Source organism: Micromonospora sp. LZ34, from assembly GCF_052981855.1.
In genome coordinates, this window is record NZ_JBRIQN010000001.1 from 40,144 (window position 1) to 59,591 (window position 19,448).

Genomic DNA, 19,448 nt, shown 5'->3' on the forward strand with positions numbered 1-19,448 from the left:
CAGCCCGGGGCGGTGGGTCAGGCCGGGGTCGGGGCGGGGCGGAGCAGGGTCGCGCCGACCGCCAGCGCGGCTTCGGTCCAGGGCGCCGGTCGCAGAGTGGCCGGGTCGAGCCGGACGATCGCCCGCCGCCCCTCCGCGTGCAGGGTGTGGCCGTCGACCGAGCGGAACTGGTAGGCGTACTCGGCGCTGCTGGTGCCGAGGTGTTCCAGCCAGAAGTGCACGGCCACCGGCCCGGTGCCGGTGATCGGGGCCCGGAAGGTGATGGTGAACTCGCGTACCGCGTGGAACAGGTCGGGCGGGGTGTCCTGCCCGCCCCGGTAGGCGATGCCCCGCTCGGCCCAGTACGGGGTCAGCGCCCGTTCCAGCAGCACCGCGTACCGGGCGTTGTGCAGGATGCCCATCGCGTCGAGGTCGTCGAAGTGCACGGTGACGTGCTCGACGTGACCGAACTCGACGGTGGGCGGGGTGGCGACGGCGTGGCTCATTCCAGGCCTTCCGGTAGCAGGGTCGGGTCGGGGCACAGGGCCCGCAGGCGGGTCAGCAGGCCCTGGCGGGCGTGCCGGTAGGCGGTGTCCGGGTCGAGCAGCCGGGAGTGCATCGCGGCGCTCATTCCGAGCGCGTCGATCTCGTACGCCAGTTGCGGGACGTCGGTGTCGGCGGGCAGCTCGCCGGCGTCGACGGCCTGCTGGACGAGCTGTTCGAGGAACGTGGTCCACCGGCCGAACGCCTCGGCGAGCCGGTCGCGGACCGGGCCGGGACGGGCGTTGTACTCGAACTGGGTGTTGGCGAAGAAGCAGCCCCCGGGGAGCACCCGGGCGGCGTAGAAGCCGATCCGGGCGGCGTGCAGGGCCCAGATCCGCCGGACGCCGGCCGGGGCGGCCAGCGCCGGTGCGACGATCCGCTCCTGCCACTGCTCGACGGCCCGGTCGACCGCCGCGAGCTGGAGCGCCTCCTTGGAACGCCAGTGCGCGAAGAGCCCCGACTTGCTCACCCCGAGGGCGTCCGCGAGCTGGGCGAGGGAGAGCCCGTGCAGGCCGACCTCGGTGGCCAGCACCACCGCCCCGTCCAGCGCCGCGGTGCGGGTGCGATCACCGCGCGCGACGCGCCCGTCGACTGTCATGCCGGTCAGCGTACGAAAAAAAGCACGACCGGTCGTATAGATTCCGGGGGTGACGGTGGTCACCGCGGGCCGGAGACGGCGCCGCCCCGCCGTCGACGGACGGCGGGGCGGCGGGGCGCTGCGGGGGTCAGGCGATGATCGTGTCCAGGGCGATCTCCACCATCTCGCTGAACGTCTGCTCGCGCTCCGCGGAGGTGGTCTTCTCGCCGGTCTTGATGTGGTCGCTGACCGTGAGCACGGTCAGCGCGCGGGCCTTGAACCGGGCCGCGATGGTGTAGAGCGCCGCCGACTCCATCTCCACCGCGAGCACGCCGTAGTCGGCGAGGGTGTCGTAGAGGTCCGGCCGGTCGGTGTAGAAGGCGTCCGCCGCCAGGATCGGCCCGACCCGCATGGTGATGCCGCGCCGCTCGGCCACCTCGACCGAGGTACGCAGCAGCCCGAAGTCGGCCACCGGGGCGTAGTCGATCAGACCGTCGAACCGCATCCGGTTCATGTTCGAATCGGTGGACGACCCGATCGCCGCGATCACGTCGCGCAGCTGGAGGTCCTCGCTCAGGGCGCCGCACGAGCCGACCCGGATCAGCGTCTTCACGCCGTACTCGTTGACCAGCTCGTGGGCGTAGATGGAGGCGGAGGGCATGCCCATGCCGGAGCCCTGGACGGAGACCTCGACGCCGTTCCAGCGGCCGGTGAAGCCCAGCATGCCCCGGACCGTCGAGTAGCACCGGGCGTCCTCGAGGTAGGTCTCCGCGATCCACTTGGCCCGCAGCGGGTCGCCCGGCATCAGGACCCGCTCGGCGATCTCTCCCGGCTTCGCGCCGATGTGCGTACTCATGGCGAAGATCCTGCCAGGCCGCTGCCCGGGATACCGGTTCGGCGTCCGAACCTGCGGTCCTGTACCCTACTCGGCGGTGGTGTGTCCGAGTGGCCTAAGGAGCACGCCTCGAAAGCGTGTGAGGGTGCAAGCCCTCCGCGGGTTCAAATCCCGCCGCCACCGCTCATGAGGTGCGAGAACGCCCGGTCGGTCCGTGAGGACCGGTCGGGCGTTCCGCTTCCGGTCTCAGTTTCGGTCTCCGTTCGTGTCCAAGGGGCCTGTTTCGAGTCCTCTGTCTGGCTGTCCCGCTAAGGATGCAGCCTGTCGGGATCATCGAGAACGGCTTCTGCCAGCCGCTTCGGAAACATGCGCTGCACGCTCGCGGAGTATTCACTCCCGTCGAGAGGCCGCGTCACCCGGTCGCCGTCGACGCGGACGGGCATGGAGACAGCAGAAGTGACCCCTGGCTCCGGTGCGCCTTCGCAGTGAGCCCAGCCGAACGACGAGGAACCCTCCTGCCCAAGCAGTCGGACCTTGCAGGTGCCCGGTCCGTTGAGCAACGCGCCAGGGAGGAGTGCGGCGAGACGCTGCTCCTCAGCCTGTGCGGCAGCCGTGCTCCGGTCAGGTAGCGCGTACGGCGGCTCGGAACAGCCAGCGAGCAGCCCGACCGTCAACCCGAGCCAGACGGCGTATCGACCATTCACCCTCCGAGCATCCCAGACCCGAGGGCTGGACAGTGCCCAGGAAGCAGCCAACCGAGCAGCCGAGTCAGCGCGGACGGGCGGAGGGGCTAACCGACGTACCAGTCGAGCAGTTCCCAGCCGGGCGGCGTCGCCATGACAAGCAGCATGGCGATGCTGGCGGCACTGACCAGGGCCAGCAGACGCCACCGGGACTGCTCGGCCCGGAAGTCGGCGGAAGCCAGCAACGGCAACGCCACCAGCAGACAGAGCAGGGTCGGGATGAAGCCCACGCCGACCGCAACAACTGCTGGCCAGGCCCAGGTGGGCGGCGCCTGCTCGGGGAAGTAGTCAGCATCAGTGACGAGGTATGCGAGCACCGCGTAGCTGTAAGCCGCAAGAACGATCAGCTGGGGCCACACGAGTGTCCACACTGGTCGACTGGTAGCCGCTGCTCTCTCCACTGTCGCCTGCATCGCGGCAGAATAGCGGGCTGCGGTGCCCGAACGCCTCCCTCGCTTTCATGTCCCGGTGACGAGGGTGTGGACGCCTCCGCGGAGCCGTCCCGACGGGCCGAGGTGGTCGCGTTAGCGCTGGCTTAGCCCGGCGTTATCGCACCGCGCGCGAGGCTCGTCCCTGCCCGTGCCGGGATGGACCGGTCCGGGTCCATCGTCACGGGAGGATCGCGCATGCGAATTCGTACCCTCGGGGTGCCCGCCCTGGTCGTCGCACTGCTGACGGCCGTCACCCCGGACGCCGCCACCGCCGCGACCGCCAGCTTCGGCCCACCGGTCGACGTGGCGACCGGCGCCGTGCCGGGCGCCATGGCCACCGGCGACCTCGACGGCGACGCGCGGCCCGACCTGGCGGTCGCGCAGACGGACGCGGACCGCGTCTCGATCCTGCTCGGCCAGGGGGCGACCGGCTTCCGGGCCGGGACCGTTTTGGCCCTCGGCGGCGCGCCCCGCTCGGTCGCCCTCGCCGACGTCGACGGCGACGGCCGGCGAGACCTGGTCGCCACTGTCGTCGACATCGGTCTCGACCAGGTGGTGGTTGCTCTCGGCCGAGGCGACGGCCGGTTCCGCGCACCCCGGGTGATCGACCTGGCCCCGAACAGCATCCCCCGCAACCTGGTGCCGGCTGACCTCGACGGTGACCGGGACGTCGACCTGGCGCTGACCCTCGCCGGGCGGGAGCAGGTCCAGGTGCTGCGCAACGACGGCCGGGGCCGGTTCGCCCCCGGCGCGACCCTGGCGGCCGAGCCGACCGCCAACAACGGTCTGGCCGGCGCCGACCTCAACGGGGACGGTCACGTCGACCTGGTGGCGACCGGCGGTGTGTACGGCCGGGTGGTGACCTGGTCGAACGCCGGCGACGGCACCTTCGCGCCGGGGGTGTGGCGCGAGCTGTGGGCCCCCAGCAGCCCGGCCGTGCTCGCCGACTTCGACACCGACGGCCGGGTCGACGCGGTCGTAACGGACTTCGAGTGGGGCGGCACGCTCTATCTGCCGGGCAACGGCGATGGCACCTTCGCCGAGGAGCGCAGCCTCTTCCTCGGACTGGGTGAGCGGAACGCGACCGCCGGCGACTTCGACGGGGACGGCCGGGCGGATCTCGCCTTCGGCGGCAGCTACTACGGCGTGCTGGTGGTGCTCGGCAACGGTGACGGCACCTTCCAGGCCCCGATCACCCTGGCCACGCCCGGTATTCCCGGCGCGCCCGTGGTGGACGACTTCACCGGGGACGGGCGGGACGACATCGTCGTGCCGAACGCCGACGGCCTGAGCGACATCCTCTGGTTCTTCCCGACCGTGTGAGCGCCGGGCGGGCGGCCGTAGACGAGCGGACGGTCAAGCTGGCCTAGGTCTCCCCAGGTGCGAAAACGTCCGGCCGGTCCGTGGGGATCGGTCGGGCGTTTCGCCTTTGATATCGGTATCGGCAGACCACCAGCTGGGCGCGCTGAACGGCCGCCGGTCAGCGCCGGTCGAGTTCCGACTCCATCCGCTGGATGAGCGTCTTGCGGGCCTTGCCGTCGCGCTCGCGCCGCAGCGCCGTCTTCAGCTGGCCCGTGTCGAGTCCGCGGACCAGCTTGGCCGCCTCGGCGACCGGCAACTCCGTCAGCCGCCCGACCGACGTGGCGTCCCTGCGGGCGCGTCTGGCCGGCCCGGTGTTGCTGACCCGCTGCCGGCCGGTCCTCGACTCCCTCCGCTTCTTGAGGTCGGTCGCGCGACGCTGCTCGTCGGAGAGCTGCTCCCAGGCCTGCTTGGGCAGGTAACGACTCGTCTCGCCGCCGTGCCGCGCACGGGTGTCGCCCTCCCTGGTCTGCCACTTCTCGCCGCCCCACCGCTGCAGCGACTTCTGCCGCTCGTCCCTCGGCCCCTCGTAGCCCCCGCCGCGCTTCTGGTACTCCCGGGTGAGCAGCTGCGACTTGCGCGCCGACCACTGCCCCTGCCGGCCGCCCTTGTCGGAAGCCTTGATCTCTTCCTTGAGCTGCTCTCTGAGTTCGGGCTTCGTGTACCGCGCCATGCCCGGCGGTTACCCGGCACGCCACGGCCCATGCCGCTCGTGCCGTCGACCTCGTCGATGCCTCGCGCTGCTCGGCCGATCCGGCGGGCCGAAGACTCCTACTTTCGGCCGGTAACTTCCCGGCGGTGCCACTCCGCCCCCCTTGCGTGCCATGCCTACCCCTAGGCTTGCCCCCAGGTGGATCTTGGTCGGAGGGTGGGGTGGGAACGTGCGCATCAAGCGCTTCGCACGTCTCATGGTCGCGGCGCTCGGCGCCGCGTTCGTCGTCGTACCGTCGCTAGGTCCAAGCGTGGCGCACGCCGACAGCACGGTCGATCTCGGCATCGAGACGTACGCGGCGATGGTCCTCGACTCGGCGCACGGACAGCTCTTCTTCAGCCCGGGGCGCGGCGGGACGGGCGTGCGGGTGACGGACCTGTCGGGCGGTTCACAGCGGACGATCCCGGACCTGCCGGATGCCGCCGGCATGGCGCTGAGCCCGGACGGCTCGACGCTCCACGTAGCCCTCGTCGAGACGGGCGCCATCGCCGCGATCGACACCACGACGCTGACCGAGACCCGTCGCTACAGCATCGGAGCCGGCACCTGTCCCACCTGGTTGGCGCCGGCCGGAGGGAAGCTCTACTTCGGCTACGGCTGCACGTTCGGGAAGGGCAAGCTGGGCTCGCTCGACGCGCGCGGGGAGACGCCGGCGGTGGCCCTGCAGCTGCCGCTCCCCGACTTCTCCTACCCGCCGCTGCTTCGCAGCAGCCGGGCCAACGCGGATCTGCTGCTCGCGGTGAACCGATCCAGCGTCACCGCGTCCTACTCGGCCAGCCCGATCCTCTACGACGTCTCGTCCGGGACGCCGTCGCGGGTGCCGGGATCTCCGCCGGGGGACAGCTGCACCGGCCTCCATGACGCCGCGCTGACGTCCGACGCCAGCAAGCTGATCCTGGCCTGTTCCCACTTCTTCGATCCCGACACGGGCGACCGTTCGATCGCCAACGAACACGTGGCGCTCTCGACGACGGACCTGTCGGCGGCGGGCAGGTATCCGTCCGGCACGTACCCGACAGCCGTGACGACCTCCCCGGACGGCGCCTTCGTCATCCTCGGGGTGACCGACAGGTCGGACTGGGCGAGGACGTCGAGCATCCACGTCGAGCGGCCGGACGGGACGCTGGTCCGCCGGTACGACCTCCCGCAGGACACCTACCTGGAGCGGCAGGGCCTTGCCGTCAGCGCCGACAACGGCACGCTCTACGCCGTCACCACCGACCAGTACGGGAAGAAGCCCACCCTGCGTCTGCTGACGGACTTCACCAGGACCGGATCCTCGCTCACGCTCTCCGCGCCGTCGACGAGCAGGTACCGGGCGACACTCACGGTCACCGGCGCGCTGGCGTTCACCGACGCGTCCGCGCCGGGGCCGCGGCAGCTGCAGGTGGTGCGGAAGGACGTCACCGGCACCCACGTCCTGTCCACCGTCACCACCACCGGGACCGGGACGTTCTCCTTCTCCGACATCCCGCGGGCCCTCGGGGCCGTCACCTACACGGTCACCTTCCTCGGCGACGCCGCCCACTTGGGGGCGAGCCGGTCCGTCACCGTGCAGGTCTCCTTCCGTCCCACCCCGACGGTCACCACCACGACTGGGGCCGCACCGCGCCGGTGACCTCAGCGGGCCGGCCGGCTCTCCGCGACCGGCTCGGTCGCCGGCTCCGCCGGCTGGCGGGGGATCGCCTCCGGGCCGGCCGCGAAGTGGTCCAGCAGTTCCCGGTGCACGAAGATGTATCCGTCGCCGACCTGGCGGAGGAAGAGGCACTGCACCGCGTAGGTCAGGAACGGCAGCAGCGGGTACGGCACCACCTGCTGACGGTCGAGCCGCCGGCGGAGCAGCCACTGCTCGACCATCGGGCCGAGCGCCACCAGGATCAGGACCAGCAGCATCGCGCCGAGGCCGACCACGGCTCCGAACCGGACGCCGTCCGCCACGCGTCCCGTGGCCAGCGCGACGACCGACCCCGCGAGGAAGCCGGTGACCAGCCCGAGCGGCGCCAACCCGCGCAGGGTGAAGGCGAGGCGCTGGCGCAACAGCGGGCTGGGCAGCTCACGCCGGTCGGTGCCGAGTTCGGGTGGGCGGAGGGAGAGCGCCGCCAGGGCGCTGTCCAGCGCCGCGAACGCGACGACAGCGGCGAGGAAGAAGCCGGCGCCGTAGCCGAGGGCGGCGTCCCAGGCCGGGTCGTCGGTGCCCGCTCCGCCGCCGAGCAGGCCGACGCCGAGGGCGGCCGGCCCGATCCGGAGCACGATGTTCGGCTGATCCAGCACGACGGCCACCAGGCTCGGCGGCGCACTCGCCAGCCACCCCTGGCCGCCCGGTAGGTCCCGCCGGCGGCCGGTGACCCGGCTGAGCAGCCGCAGGTCGTTGTAGTGCGTGAGGTGCAGCATCACGGTGAGGGTCAGCAGCGCGGCCGCGGCGACCAGACCGGCCCGGCCGGCGAGCCACCATCCGGCGGCCACCAGCACCAACCCGAGGGCGAGCATGCAGGCGAGCCGGGCGACCAGGCTCCCCAGCCGGGCGGCGGCGTACCGGGGCGACCAGCCCTCGTCGAGCAGGTCGAGCACGAAGACGGTCTGCTTGCGGCGCCGTAGTTCGGTGGCCAGCGTGGTGAGCCAGGCGGTGGTCCGCTCGGCCGGGTAGCGCGGGTGCGGGCGACGGTGCAGCATCGTGTCGACGTAGCGGGCGAAGAGCCGCTGGCGGCTGGTGCCCGCCGGCCCGGACTCCGCTCGCGTGGGCTGGGCGTCCATGGGGTCGGCGTACGCGAGGGCCATGATGCTGAGCAGCAGCGGCGAGTCGGCGAGCTGCCACAGGTCCGGGTCGGCGGCGAGCGCGGCCCGCAACCCGGTCAGTCCGGCCCGTTCGACATACCGCTCGATCTGGTCCCGGGTGAGTGGCTGGAGGGTGACGGTGCCGTAGACCGGCAGCTCGCTGGCGAGCCGCTCGTACTCCGCGCTGCGGCAGCAGACGGCGATCGGGGTGAGCGGCTGGCCGGCGTGGAACTCGGCGATGGCCCGGGCGCAGGCCTCCCGGTGTTCCTCGGCCACCTCGTCGAGCCCGTCGAGCAGGGGAAGGAGTTCGCCGGCCACCACCCAGGCCGACCCCTGCTCGGCCGGGATGCCGTACCGCTCGGTGAGCTGTTCGACCAGCCAGCGGGCGAGCGGCCGGCGGTGGGTCGCCCAGGAGGCGAGGTTGAGCACCACCGGGATCGGCGCCTCCGGGTCGGCCTCGGCCCGGTCGAGCAGGTCGCGGGCGAGTTCCAGCAGCGTCGTCGTCTTGCCGGACCCCGGCGCGCCGAGGATCACGACCGCCCGGTCGAGCCGGTCGAAGAGCGCCGACATCGCGGTACGGGCGTCGAGGACGTCGGCGAACCCGTCCCGGTGGCTGGCCCGTACCGTCCACGGGTGCCGGCGGTCGTCGGCGGTGGCCGTGATGCCCAACTCGATCCGGACCTCCTCGTGCAGCGAGCGGTCCAGCACGCTGGTCACCCAGTAGCGGCGGACCCGGTCCAGCAGGGCCCGGCGGGCCCGCGCCTCCGATGCCGGGCCGACCCCGCGCGGCTCCCGCGCCCCGGACACCTCCACCACGACCAGGACCAGCACCAGGAGGATGAGCAGGGGCCAGGCCACCCAGAGGTACGGCGACCAGCCCTGCGGCAGCGCGCCGGTGGCGACGTTGGTGGCGACGCCGAGCAACGCGACGCAGATCACCGAGAGGACGATCGTGCTCACCCGACGCATGCGTCGTCTCTACCGTCCGCGGGCCGCCGGCACAACCCGCGGTCAGCAGGGGCCCTGGCCCTCGTCGAAGAGGCGTCGCGCCCAGTCGGCGTACCCTGTGATGATCTTGCGAACCGTCCGGCCGTCGTGCAGGAAGAGGTACGCGCGGTCGCCGCGGCGGGCGAGCAGCCCGTCGAACCGGTACGTCCCCTGTGGAGCGCGTAGCCGGACGGCGTCCGGGTAGTGCGCCCGGACCTGGTCGACCGGGGTGCCGGCGGTGACGCCCTCCGGGGTGCGTACCGGGTCGCCGAGCCAGAGCAGCACCAGCCGGTCCTCGACGAAGACCGGGCTGACCGTCTCGTGCCCGGCCAGCGTCGGCCCGCAGGCCGCCACGTCGGTACGCAGGATGCCCCGCCGGGTCAGCTCGCTCTCGGTGTCGCCGAACTCGATGTCGGGCAGCCCGTCGAGGCCGACGACCTGCGCGACGCCGGTCGGCCGGCCACTGACCGGCGCATGTGGACGGACGCCGCTGCCGGCCACGGAGGCAGCCGTCACCAGCGCCGCGATAAAGGCGAATTGTCGCAATTTCATGGAATCCCCCGGGTCTCCAACGGGACCGGGGCGTTCAGGTTGCTGCTAGCCGGCAGATTGCCGGTCTTCCCATTCCTCGGCGAGCTCGTCCCAGTAGTCGGCGCTCAGTCTCCGGCGTCCGTGGGCCAGCCAGCCCTCGGTGCTCCGCTCCACGTGCAGCCCCAGCTCCGCGAACGGGTCGATCCACGGTCCGGGCTCCACGCCGAGCCGGAGCAGCGCCGCGTTGAGCGGCCACTCCGCCCGGGGTCCGTCGAAGACCGCCTCCACCCGCGGGCCCCAGCTCAGCCTGCCCCCGAGCCAGACCGCCGCCGACTGGTAGCCGGCGCCCCCGGCGAACTCCGCCTCCAGGTACGCCACTGGGCCCTGCCGCGACCAGCGCGCCAACACCTCGCTCAGGGCCGGCGAGAGGACCAGGTCGAACGGGTGCTCGACGTCGCGCGCCTCGACCGAGAAGTCGGGCAGGGCGCCGGTCAACTCCTCGACCAGCTGCGGGGTGACCGGCAGCAGGGCGAAGTCCTGGCGCAACTCGCCGCAAACCGCGTGATCCAGCTCGGCCGTCTGCTCGCGGAGCAGCTCGGCGTCCGCGACGACCGCGCTGAGCTGGTAGCTCATCCGATCCCTCCGGCATCCACAGGCTGTGGATGGAACATGTGTACGACGGGTTCCGTGGCTTCCGCCGGGTCGTTGCCGACGTTGTTTCAGTGCCTCAGGACATCATGGCCATCGACAGGCTGACGAGGCACCGCCCAGGGAGAGGGACGCCGATGGCCGAGATTGTGTTGTTCCACCACGCGCAGGGGTTGACCCCCGGCGTCCGCGACTTCGCCGCGCGCCTCGAGGACGCCGGCCACACCGTCCACCTGCCCGACCTCTACGACGGCCAGGTCTTCGACACCCTCGACGAGGGTCTGGCGTACGGCCGGAAGGTCGGGTTCGGCACGGTCCTCGAGCGGGGCCGGCGAGCCGCCGACGGGCTGCCCGACGCCCTGGTCTACGCCGGGTTCTCACTCGGGGTGATGCCGGCGCAGGCGCTGGCCCAGACCCGGCCCGGCGCGACCGGCGCGCTGTTCTACCACTCCTGCCTTCCGACCTCCGAGTTCGGCGGGGCGTGGCCGAAGGGGGTGCCGGTCCAGATCCACGGGATGGACGCGGACGAGTTCTTCGTGGCCGAGGGCGACCTCGACGCGGCCCGCGCCCTGGTCGCCGAGGCCGACGACGCCGAATTGTTCCTCTACCCCGGCGGCCAGCACCTCTTCGCCGACAGCAGCCTGCCGGCGTACGTCCCGGAGGCCGCCGCGCTGCTCACCGAGCGCACGCTGGCCTTCCTCGACCGCGTCCGGTAGCCCTCGCGGTCCCGCGCCACCGGACCCCGCGCCCGCGGGGCCGGTGGGGACCAGCCGTGGCGGCCGTCGGGCCACAACCACCCAACTCGCCGACCTCGACCCCCGGGCTCCCGCCACCCGACCTTGCTGACCGCTTCCTCACCTGGACCTGCCCCCGCGACTGACCGCCTGCCGCCCGTCCCTGCCCGGCGACTCCTAGATCTTGGAAGGAAAGGGCCCCGGTAAGGGCCCTTTCCTTCCAAGATCTCCTTGGAGGCTGGGGGCTACCTGGTGAGGGGGGTCAGGCCTGCCGGGCTCGCTCGCGGGGTGGGATGGGGTCGTCGTACGCCCCGGACGGGCCGGTGTAGCGCTCACCGTCGAGGTACGGCCAGGCGTTCGCGGTGCAGCCGTGCAGGCCCAGCGTCTGCTGCTGCATCACCGGTGCCGGTCGGCCCCGCCCCGGGCACCGCTCGTGACCCATGCCGAGCCGGTGCCCGACCTCGTGGTTGACCATGTACCGCCGGTAGGTGGCGAGGCTCGTGCCGTAGCCCGGCACCCCCTTCACCCAACGGGCCACGTTCAGCACCACCCGGTCGCCGTTGCGGCAGGAGGTGTAGCCGTCCGACACGTCCTGGCACAACTCGTCGCGAGTGCCCGGGGTGACGAGGTAGATGGTGAAGTCCGCCGACTGGCCCCAGCCGACCCGGCGCAGTCTCAGCTCCCCGTCGGCGGTCCACCCCTGCGGGTCGTTCAACGTCCTGGTGATCTCCGCCGCGAACTCCGCCACCGGCAGGCCCCGGATGTCGCGCTCCACCGCCACCCGGTAGCGCAGCAGTCTCCCCGTACCGCGTGGGGCCGGCGTCTCGGCGGCGGCGCCGTACCACCGGTTGCCGCCGTCGGCCGGATAGCTGATGGCGGCGGATCGCGGCCGTGCCGGCACCGATGGCGGCGCGGAGGTCGTGGCCGTCCCGGCCGCCTGACCCGTGGCCGGCGCCGCTGGCTGACCCGCCGCCGGCGTGCAGCCAGCCAACGGCGCGGTCAGCAGCAGGGCTGCCAGCGCCGGAACGAGGCTGGCGCGAGCCCGGCCCGTAGGCTTCGTTGTCATGTGTCTCCCCTCGCCGCACAGCGCCGGCCGGTGCTGCGTAGCGAGGAGGACGGGTGGCCCGGCCCTAAAGTTGATCTCCTGCGGGCTCAACCTTTCCGCCGCCCCGCTCGTCCTGTCCCGCGTGAGCTGTGGGAAGGGCCGGCATGGCCCGGGGTGACGAGGAGTTCGTCGAGTTCGCCCGGACGGCGTCCGGGCGGCTGGTGCACGCCGCCTTCCTGATGACCGGCGACTACCACCAGGCCGAGGAGGCGGCGCAGACCGCGCTGGTCCGCACGTACGCGTCGTGGTCCCGGATCCGGAACGACGACGCCTACGGGTACGCCCGGTCCGTGCTGGTCAACCACCTGGTGGACGGCTGGCGGCGGCCGATCCGGGAGTACCCCAGCGAGAACCTCCCCGAGCAACGCCGCGGCGACGTGGCGGACGAGGTCGCCACCCGCCGCTGGCTGCTCGCCATCCTCGGCACGCTCAGCCCTCGCGAGCGCGCCATCGTCGTGCTGCGCTACTACTTCGACCTGCCGGAGACCCAGGTGGCCCGCGAACTCAACGTCTCGGTCGGGACGGTCAAGAGCACCAGTTCCCGCGCCCTGGAGAAGCTGCGTATCGTCGGCGCCGACGCCCCGGAGACCCTCGGGGCGCGCCGATGAACGACGTGAACGAGCTCCGCCAGGCCATGCGGGCGGCCGAACGGCCCGATCGGCCCAGCCTGGACCTGACCGCCATCCTGCGCGACGGTCGCCGCCTGCGCCGGCGTCGCCGGCTCGCCGGGACCGGCGCGGCGGCCCTGTCGGTGGTGGTGGTCGCCGTCGGCGTCGCGGTCGGCGTACAGCAGACCCGCCCGCCCGACCCGGAGCGGCGCAGCGTCCCGGCCGCCACCGCACCGGCGGTCGGCCCCACGGCGAGCCCGCGGGAGCCGGCACCACGGCCGGTCGGCGGGGTGGTCGACACGGGGATCCGGTACGGCACTGAGGAGCGGGTCCTCTACTTCGTCCCGGTGGACGTGCCCCAGCTACCCGAGGTGACGATCGGACTGGTCGCCGGCCGCCGCACCGCCGACGGGGAGCTGATCTCGGACTTTCTGGCCAACGACGTCGAGGGCAGCGACCGCCGGCCGGGATTCCACCAGATCGGCCGCGACCAGTCCGGAACCCGCCCGAACCCCGCCCCGGTGCCCACCTTCGGATACTTCGTCGGTCCCGCGGCGCGGATCGTCGGCACCGCCGACGGCCGTCAGATCGCCGCCCGGCTGGCGCGGTGGAGCGAGGACCCGCAGGTGGTGATCTTCTGGTTCGACCCGGCACAGCTGGCGCCCGGCGTGCGGCTGGACGGCATCCTCGCCCGCGACGCGCAGGGCCGGAAGCTCTGACCGGTTGACGCGGGACGACGAAGGGCCGGCCCCGTGCGGGACCGGCCCTTCATGCTGCTCCGGCGGCGGAGGAGGCGTCAGTAGATCGGGCCGCCGCTCTGCGGCCCGGCGATCCGCACGCCGTACCGCTGGGGCCAGACAATCTCGGTGCGCAGGGCCAGGCCGCTCCACGAGGTGCTCAGCGCGACGATCCCATCGGTGCCGGCGCGGAACGGGATCAGGACCCCGGACTCGTATCCGGCGATGTCGCCGGCCACCTCTTCACCCGTCGATGCCACGACGGCGTCGTATCCGGGGTCGCCGTTGAGGTTCAACAGGGCGACGGAGGCGCCGAACTTGTCTCCGCTCTCGGCGGTGTCCGGGAGGATCTGGTGGTTCTGGTCGAAGCCCTGGGCGCCGCTTCCGGTCAGCCCGCTGGCGGAGCCCTTGAGCAGAGTGACCATGCCGGCCTCGGTCCGCGAGCCGATGGCCTCGCCGGGGGCGCCGATCAGCACGTCCGCCCTGCCGTCGCCGGTCACGTCGCCGGTCGCGAGCGTCCCACCGAAGCGGTCTTCGTCCTCCGGGTCTCCCGGCACGCCGGCCGTGCGCTGGGTGATGATCCGTACGGCGCTGGCGGACAGGCCGCCGGAGCGGCCGGTGAAGACCGCGACGAGTCCGCCGTTGAGGTGCGGGGTCTGTGCGCCGGGTGCCCCGGCGACCACCTCGCCCAGCCCGTCGCCGTTCACGTCGCCGATCGCCAGCGCGTCACCCAGGTACCAGGCGATGGTCTCGCTGTGGCCGATCGCGGGGCCCACCCCCGCGCCGGTGACCGCGGTGGCCCCGGTGGACGACACCCCACTCGGCGACCCCCACATCAGGGTGACCATGCCGGAGCCGTCCCAGGACACGCCGTCGTTCTCCCGGGGAGCGCCGATGACCAGGTCGTTGTACCGGTTGTTGTCGACCTTCCCGATCGCCAGTGTGAAGCCGAACTGGTCGCCCCGCTCGGCCGCCCCGGGCACCGCCGCCTGGTCCTGCTGGAGGTACTGGGCGCCGGTGGCCGTGAGGCCGGTCGATCCACCGAAGAGGACGGTGACCGCGCCGGCGTCCGCCTTGCTTCCGATGGACTCCCCGTACGCGCCGATCGCGAGGTCGTCACGGCCGTCCCCGTTGATGTCGCCGGCCGCGAGCGCGGCACCGAACCGGTCGTAGTTCTCGGGGCCGTCGGGAACGCCCGGCGAACTCTGGTTGAAGTGGACCGCCGAGTCGACCACCAGGCCCGTGCTGCTGCCCGGGATGACCCAGACCCCGCCGGCGTGTGCCTTGTTTCCGGGATCCACCTCGTCCATGTCGCCGATCGCCAGGTCGTCGTAACGGTCGCCGTTGAAGTCCCCCGCCACCAGCGCCAGGCCGAAGCATCCGCACCCACCGTCGGACAACGACAGGACACCCAGGAAGTAGTCGACCTGCGGGGCGGACGAGTAGCGCACGGCGACCACACCCGTCGGGTTCTGCGGCAGGCTGTAGTAGAAGGGGTCGCCGGTGGCCGCGACGTCGTCGACGCCGTCGCCGTCGAAGTCGGAGCGGGTGTCACCCGTGCCCGTCACCGGGGTGGCCGTCTTCGCCACCCGGTGGTGCTGGAGGACGACGCCGTCCCGGGTGATGGTCTGGACGCCCTCCGCGGCCTGCGCCGGGACACTGACTGTCAAACCGGCTATAACCGCCAGAACAGATACGCTCGCGATGCTGCGACGCATGAGAACCCCCGCTCTCCATGGATGCCCCGAACCGTAGAGGGGCGGGTCGATCGCCGTAACCAGACGAACGGGCAGGGCGGGCGACGACCGGGCATCCCCTCCACCTGAACGGACGGCGCGGCCGAAAACCGGGTCGAGCGACGGCAGAGACGACGAAGGGCCGTCCCTGACGGGCCGGCCCTGTCGCTTTTCCTGCTCAAGAGAGCGGAGGATACGAGATTCGAACTCGTGAGGGTGTTAACCCAACACGCTTTCCAAGCGTGCGCCCTAGGCCTCTAGGCGAATCCTCCGTCGAACAGGATACAGGTCCCGGCGGGATCGCCCACCCCACCACCCCCGGTGGATCGGCCGGCGGTCGGGTACGCTTGTGGCACCTCCCGTGCGGCGGTACCTCGTGAACCTCCCCAGGGCCGGAAGGCAGCAAGGATAAGCGAGCTCTGCCGGGTGCACGGGAGGCCTTTCTGTCTCTGCGGCCCGTTGATCCACTCGACACACCGGATGTCGGGTTTCCGGAACATCCCGCACGGCGTGTGTGATCAAGGTGGCGCCGCCCTCGCCGGTCCGGCGGGGTGGGTGGTCAGCGGCGGCGGACCGGCGCAGAATGGCTCGGTCGAGAGGAGGCGGGACGAGTGGCACTGGCGCTCTACCGCAAGTACCGGCCGCGTACCTTCGCCGAGATGATCGGCCAGGAGCAGGTCACCGAGCCGCTGTCGCAGGCGCTGCGCAGCGGCCGGCTCAACCACGCCTACCTCTTCTCCGGCCCGCGGGGCTGCGGCAAGACCTCCAGCGCCCGGATCCTGGCCCGCTCCCTCAACTGTGAGCAGGGCCCCACCCCCGAGCCGTGCGGGCAGTGCGAGTCCTGCCGCGCGCTGGCCCCCGACGGCGGCGGGTCGATCGACGTCATCGAGATCGACGCGGCCAGCCACGGCGGCGTCGACGACGCCCGCGAGCTCCGCGAGAAGGCGTTCTTCGCGCCGGCCAGCAGCCGCTTCAAGATCTATATCATCGACGAGGCGCACATGGTCTCGTCGGCCGGCTTCAACGCCCTGCTCAAGCTGGTCGAGGAGCCACCGGAGTACGTCAAGTTCATCTTCGCCACCACCGAGCCGGAGAAGGTCCTCGGCACGATCAAGTCGCGGACCCACCACTACCCGTTCCGGCTGTTCCCGCCGAAGGTGCTCCGGCCGTACCTCGAACAGCTCACCGAGGCCGAGGGCGTCAACGTTGAGCCGGCGGTCTTCCCCCTGGTGGTGCGCGCCGGTGGAGGCAGCATGCGGGACAGCCTCTCCGTGCTCGACCAGCTCATCGCGGGCGCCGGCCCGGAGGGCGTCACCTACTCCCGGGCCGCCGCGCTGCTCGGCGTCACCGACTCGGCGCTGATCGACGAGATGTGCGACGCGCTCGCCGCCGGTGACGGCGCCGCCGCGTACGCCACCGTCGACCGGGTCGCCGAGGCCGGCCACGACCTGCGCCGCTTCGCCTCCGACCTGCTGGAGCGGCTGCGCGACCTGATCGTGCTCCAGCAGGTGCCGGACGCCGCCGTCAAGGGCCTGATCGACGGCCCGGCCGACCAGATCGAGCGGATGACCGCCCAGGCCCAGCGGCTCGGCCCGGGCACGCTGTCCCGCTGCGCCGACCTTGTGCACAACGGGCTGGTGGAGATGCGCGGCACCACCGCGCCCCGGCTGCTGCTCGAGCTGATCTGCGCCCGGATGCTGCTGCCCGGCGTCGACGACTCGACCGGCGGCCTGCTCCAGCGCCTGGAGCGGATGGAGCGCCGGTTCACCCTGGGCGGCGCCGACCTGCCGCCGGTCGCCGCCGGCCCCGCGCCGGTCGCCGACGCCCCGGCCGTACGCCCGGCGGCGCCCGCCCCGGCGGCGGCTGTCGCCGCGCCACAGCCGGAGACCGCCGGCCCGCCGGCGGCTGCCGCACCCGCCCCGACGAGCGCCCTCCGCGCGGTGGAGGCGGGTGCCCGGGCGGAGCAGGGGCCGGCGCCCGACGCCGCCCCGGCGCCCCGGCGGGCGGTACGCCCGGAGGCGGTGATGCCCGATCCGGCCACCCCCGCCCCGCCCCGCCCCGGCGCGTCGGCGCCCGGCGCGCTCGACGCGGTCGCGGTACGCCGGGTCTGGCCCGAGGTGGTCGGCAAGGTCAACCGGACCAACAAGCGGATCGCGGCTTTGATGCGTGACGCGGTGGTCCGCGACCTCGACGGCGACACCCTGGTGCTGACCGTGAAGTCGACGGTGCTGGCCAAGATGATGTCCGACCACGCGGCGGTGCTCACCGACGGGCTCTACGAGGAGTTGGGCGGGCGCTGGCAGATCCGCTGCGAGGTGGCCGGCGAGCGGGGCGGCGTGTCGCTCGGCGGCCCGCGTGCCGCCGCGGCCGCGCCCGCGCCGACCCGGTCGGCCGCCCAGTCGAGCGGCCCGCCGCCCGCTGCCGCCCCCCGGGGCGGCGCCGGCCGGTCCGGCGGTGCGGGCGGCGCCGCCGCCGACGCGGGCGACGACGAGGACTGGCCCGAGCCGGCCCGCCTCGGCGGCTCGGCGTCGGCCCCGGCCGGCGGTGGAACGGAGCCGGAGGGGGACTGGCCCGCGGCGGCCCGCCCGGGTGGGGACGCCCCGTCCGGCGGTGCGCCCACCTCGGCGCCCGCGTCCGGTCCGGCTACCGCGACCCCGGCGGCCGCTGCCCCGAAGCAGCCCGCCCCGGCGCAGCAGCCCGCCCCGGCTGCCGGTGGCGCCCCGGTGAGCAGCGCGATCGCCGCGGCCCGGGCGGCGGCGGCCGGGCGTGGCCCGCGTACCGCCCAGGCGGCGCGGCAGACCGCGGACGCCGACTGGGCCGGCGAGCCGCCGTACGACCCGGACTTCGACGGGCCGGTCCGGCCCGGCGCGGCCCGGCCGGCGGCCCCGACCAGCCCGGTCTACGAGGGTTTCGACCCGGGTGACGAGCCGCTGGACGAGGTCATCGACGAGAAGACCGCCCGGGAGTCGAGCGAGGAGCAGGCGGTACGGCTGCTCCGCGAGGCGTTCGGCGCCGAGAAGATCAACGAGGTCGACGCCCGGTAGCGCGACCGCGTACACCTCGATGACCTGCCCGCACGGCCCGCCGGCGCGGACCCTCGCGGTGACCGTCATTCCACTCCGTCATATTCATGCCAGAGCGGAATGACGGTCGTCGACGAAATGCCCTGCCGCTGGCCTTCGTTGACGAGCCGCGATCGGACCAGCACGCGGCCGGGACGAGGGCCAGGTCGCGCGGGTAGCCCTGCCGGGCGGCGGCGTAGCGCCCGGCGGACATCGGGCCTCCCTTGATCGACCCCGTGATCGTGCGCCGGCAGCCACCGGCCGGGGAAGCGCCGCGCCGGGCGAGGCCGGTCACACCGGGCGACTAGGCTGGGCGGCGGCCGAGCAGACGAATGCGAGAAGGAGCCATCCCGTGCGCCCAGGTGGACAGCCGAACATGCAGCAGATGCTGAAGCAGGCGCAGAAGATGCAGCAGCAGATCGCCAAGGCGCAGGCCGAGCTCGCCGAGGCCGAGCTGACCGGCACCGCCGGCGGTGGGCTGGTGACCGCGACCGTCGCCGGCACCGGCGAGGTCAAGAGCATCAAGATCGATCCGAAGGCGGTCGACCCGGAGGACGTGGAGACCCTGGAGGATCTGGTCGTCGCGGCCCTGCACAACGCCGCCGAGGCGGCCCGCGAGCTGACGGAGCAGAAGATGGGGCCGGTCACCGGCGGCATGGGCGGCCTCGGCCTGCCCGGGTTCTGAGCCGGCACATGTACGAAGGTGCCATCCAGGACCTGATCGACGAGCTGGGCCGGCTGCCGGGCGTGGGCCCGAAGAGCGCCCAGCGGATCGCCTTCCACGTCCTGTCCGCCGATCCGGCCGACGTGAACCGGCTGGCCGGTGCGCTGCGCAAGGTCAAGGAGCTGGTGCGGTTCTGCACCACCTGTTACAACGTCGCCGAGAGCGAGCAGTGCCGGATCTGCCGCGACCCGCGCCGCAGCGACGAGGTGCTCTGCGTGGTCGAGGAGCCCAAGGACGTGGTGGCGATCGAGCGGACCGGTGAGTTCCGCGGCCGCTACCACGTGCTCGGCGGGGCGATCAACCCGCTGGAGGGGATCGGGCCCGACAACCTGCGCATCCGGGAGCTGATGACCCGGCTCGGCGGCGGCGCGGTGCGGGAGCTGATCCTCGCCACCGACCCGAACACCGAGGGCGAGGCGACCGCGACCTACCTCGCCCTGATGGTCAAGCCGATGGGCATCGCGGTGACCCGGCTCGCCAGCGGCCTGCCGGTCGGCGGCGACCTGGAGTACGCCGACGAGATCACCCTCGGCCGCGCGTTCGAGGGCCGCCGGGCGGTCTGAGGCCACCCGGGGCCGAGCGACGGCCGGTGCCGTTCTCCGGCGCCGGCCGTCGTCGTTCGGGG

The 19,448-nt window shown here is 72.9% G+C and carries 18 protein-coding genes, 2 tRNA genes and 1 other RNA gene; 10 read left to right on the plus strand and 11 right to left on the minus strand.

Annotated features, from left to right (window positions below; translation table 11 throughout):
* Positions 1 to 17: 17 nt before the first annotated feature.
* The 3 genes from ACVCAH_RS00170 to deoD form a co-directional block, all read right to left on the minus strand.
* Positions 18 to 485 carry an acyl-CoA thioesterase gene (locus tag ACVCAH_RS00170; protein WP_447133966.1) on the minus strand — a complete coding sequence of 156 codons (468 nt, stop codon included), beginning with the start codon at positions 483 to 485 and terminating at the stop codon, positions 18 to 20.
* The gene (locus ACVCAH_RS00175; RefSeq protein WP_447133967.1) at positions 482 to 1,120 is read right to left on the minus strand and encodes a TetR/AcrR family transcriptional regulator; all 639 of its coding nucleotides are present in this window, start codon (positions 1,118 to 1,120) and stop codon (positions 482 to 484) included. The genes ACVCAH_RS00170 and ACVCAH_RS00175 overlap by 4 nt, the downstream gene beginning before the upstream one ends.
* Positions 1,121 to 1,247: 127 nt before the next feature.
* A complete protein-coding gene (gene deoD, locus ACVCAH_RS00180; RefSeq protein WP_447133968.1) occupies positions 1,248 to 1,955 on the minus strand; it encodes a purine-nucleoside phosphorylase in 708 nt (235 codons plus the stop codon).
* Positions 1,956 to 2,030: 75 nt separating this feature from the next.
* Between deoD and ACVCAH_RS00185 the strand changes: the two genes are divergently transcribed.
* Positions 2,031 to 2,117, plus strand: a tRNA-Ser gene (locus ACVCAH_RS00185).
* Positions 2,118 to 2,724: 607 nt separating this feature from the next.
* On the opposite strand, the gene ACVCAH_RS00190 is transcribed toward ACVCAH_RS00185, so the two are convergent.
* Positions 2,725 to 2,994, minus strand: a complete 270-nt coding sequence (locus tag ACVCAH_RS00190) for a hypothetical protein (protein WP_447133969.1) — start codon at positions 2,992 to 2,994, stop codon at positions 2,725 to 2,727.
* Between the two features lie 309 nt (positions 2,995 to 3,303).
* On the opposite strand from ACVCAH_RS00190, the gene ACVCAH_RS00195 reads away from it, so the two are divergent.
* Complete coding sequence (locus tag ACVCAH_RS00195) at positions 3,304 to 4,431, plus strand: FG-GAP repeat domain-containing protein (RefSeq protein ID WP_447133970.1); 1,128 nt, start codon at positions 3,304 to 3,306, stop codon at positions 4,429 to 4,431.
* A 157-nt stretch (positions 4,432 to 4,588) separates the two neighbouring features.
* On the opposite strand, the gene ACVCAH_RS00200 is transcribed toward ACVCAH_RS00195, so the two are convergent.
* A complete protein-coding gene (locus ACVCAH_RS00200) occupies positions 4,589 to 5,140 on the minus strand; it encodes a hypothetical protein (RefSeq protein ID WP_447133971.1) in 552 nt (183 codons plus the stop codon).
* A gap of 208 nt (positions 5,141 to 5,348) precedes the next feature.
* Between ACVCAH_RS00200 and ACVCAH_RS00205 the strand changes: the two genes are divergently transcribed.
* Positions 5,349 to 6,797, plus strand: a complete 1,449-nt coding sequence (locus ACVCAH_RS00205) for a YncE family protein (RefSeq protein ID WP_447133972.1) — start codon at positions 5,349 to 5,351, stop codon at positions 6,795 to 6,797.
* A 2-nt stretch (positions 6,798 to 6,799) separates the two neighbouring features.
* Here the strand turns inward: ACVCAH_RS00205 and ACVCAH_RS00210 are convergent, their stop codons facing one another.
* The 3 genes from ACVCAH_RS00210 to ACVCAH_RS00220 all read right to left on the minus strand — a co-directional run bounded on the left by ACVCAH_RS00210 (position 6,800) and on the right by ACVCAH_RS00220 (position 10,102).
* The gene (locus ACVCAH_RS00210; RefSeq protein WP_447133973.1) at positions 6,800 to 8,911 is read right to left on the minus strand and encodes an NACHT domain-containing protein; all 2,112 of its coding nucleotides are present in this window, start codon (positions 8,909 to 8,911) and stop codon (positions 6,800 to 6,802) included.
* Positions 8,912 to 8,962: 51 nt separating this feature from the next.
* Positions 8,963 to 9,454 carry a hypothetical protein gene (locus tag ACVCAH_RS00215; protein WP_447133974.1) on the minus strand — a complete coding sequence of 164 codons (492 nt, stop codon included), beginning with the start codon at positions 9,452 to 9,454 and terminating at the stop codon, positions 8,963 to 8,965.
* Between the two features lie 81 nt (positions 9,455 to 9,535).
* Complete coding sequence (locus ACVCAH_RS00220; protein WP_447133975.1) at positions 9,536 to 10,102, minus strand: hypothetical protein; 567 nt, start codon at positions 10,100 to 10,102, stop codon at positions 9,536 to 9,538.
* Positions 10,103 to 10,254: 152 nt separating this feature from the next.
* Between ACVCAH_RS00220 and ACVCAH_RS00225 the strand changes: the two genes are divergently transcribed.
* Complete coding sequence (locus ACVCAH_RS00225; protein ID WP_447133976.1) at positions 10,255 to 10,833, plus strand: dienelactone hydrolase family protein; 579 nt, start codon at positions 10,255 to 10,257, stop codon at positions 10,831 to 10,833.
* A gap of 280 nt (positions 10,834 to 11,113) precedes the next feature.
* On the opposite strand, the gene ACVCAH_RS00230 is transcribed toward ACVCAH_RS00225, so the two are convergent.
* The gene (locus ACVCAH_RS00230; RefSeq protein WP_447133977.1) at positions 11,114 to 11,917 is read right to left on the minus strand and encodes a DUF3152 domain-containing protein; all 804 of its coding nucleotides are present in this window, start codon (positions 11,915 to 11,917) and stop codon (positions 11,114 to 11,116) included.
* A gap of 143 nt (positions 11,918 to 12,060) precedes the next feature.
* Here ACVCAH_RS00230 and ACVCAH_RS00235 point away from each other — a divergent pair, with 143 nt between their 5' ends.
* The gene (locus ACVCAH_RS00235; protein ID WP_447133978.1) at positions 12,061 to 12,564 is read left to right on the plus strand and encodes a SigE family RNA polymerase sigma factor; all 504 of its coding nucleotides are present in this window, start codon (positions 12,061 to 12,063) and stop codon (positions 12,562 to 12,564) included.
* A complete protein-coding gene (locus ACVCAH_RS00240) occupies positions 12,561 to 13,283 on the plus strand; it encodes a hypothetical protein (protein WP_447133979.1) in 723 nt (240 codons plus the stop codon). Before ACVCAH_RS00235 ends, ACVCAH_RS00240 begins: the two co-directional genes overlap by 4 nt.
* Before the next feature lie 77 nt (positions 13,284 to 13,360).
* Here ACVCAH_RS00240 and ACVCAH_RS00245 read toward each other — a convergent pair whose 3' ends face one another.
* Together ACVCAH_RS00245 and ACVCAH_RS00250 are read right to left on the minus strand one after the other, a co-directional pair.
* Complete coding sequence (locus tag ACVCAH_RS00245) at positions 13,361 to 14,971, minus strand: hypothetical protein (RefSeq protein ID WP_447133980.1); 1,611 nt, start codon at positions 14,969 to 14,971, stop codon at positions 13,361 to 13,363.
* 253 nt (positions 14,972 to 15,224) lie between these two features.
* Positions 15,225 to 15,309 (minus strand) — tRNA-Ser (locus ACVCAH_RS00250).
* An 81-nt stretch (positions 15,310 to 15,390) separates the two neighbouring features.
* On the opposite strand from ACVCAH_RS00250, the gene ffs reads away from it, so the two are divergent.
* From ffs to recR, 4 genes are all read left to right on the plus strand, one after another.
* Positions 15,391 to 15,480: signal recognition particle sRNA small type (gene ffs / locus ACVCAH_RS00255), an RNA gene on the plus strand.
* A 168-nt stretch (positions 15,481 to 15,648) separates the two neighbouring features.
* Positions 15,649 to 18,081, plus strand: a complete 2,433-nt coding sequence (locus ACVCAH_RS00260; protein ID WP_447133981.1) for a DNA polymerase III subunit gamma and tau — start codon at positions 15,649 to 15,651, stop codon at positions 18,079 to 18,081.
* Positions 18,082 to 18,475: 394 nt separating this feature from the next.
* The gene (locus ACVCAH_RS00265) at positions 18,476 to 18,784 is read left to right on the plus strand and encodes a YbaB/EbfC family nucleoid-associated protein (RefSeq protein WP_447134344.1); all 309 of its coding nucleotides are present in this window, start codon (positions 18,476 to 18,478) and stop codon (positions 18,782 to 18,784) included.
* An 8-nt stretch (positions 18,785 to 18,792) separates the two neighbouring features.
* Complete coding sequence (gene recR / locus ACVCAH_RS00270; RefSeq protein WP_088996491.1) at positions 18,793 to 19,386, plus strand: recombination mediator RecR; 594 nt, start codon at positions 18,793 to 18,795, stop codon at positions 19,384 to 19,386.
* Positions 19,387 to 19,448 lie beyond the last annotated feature (62 nt).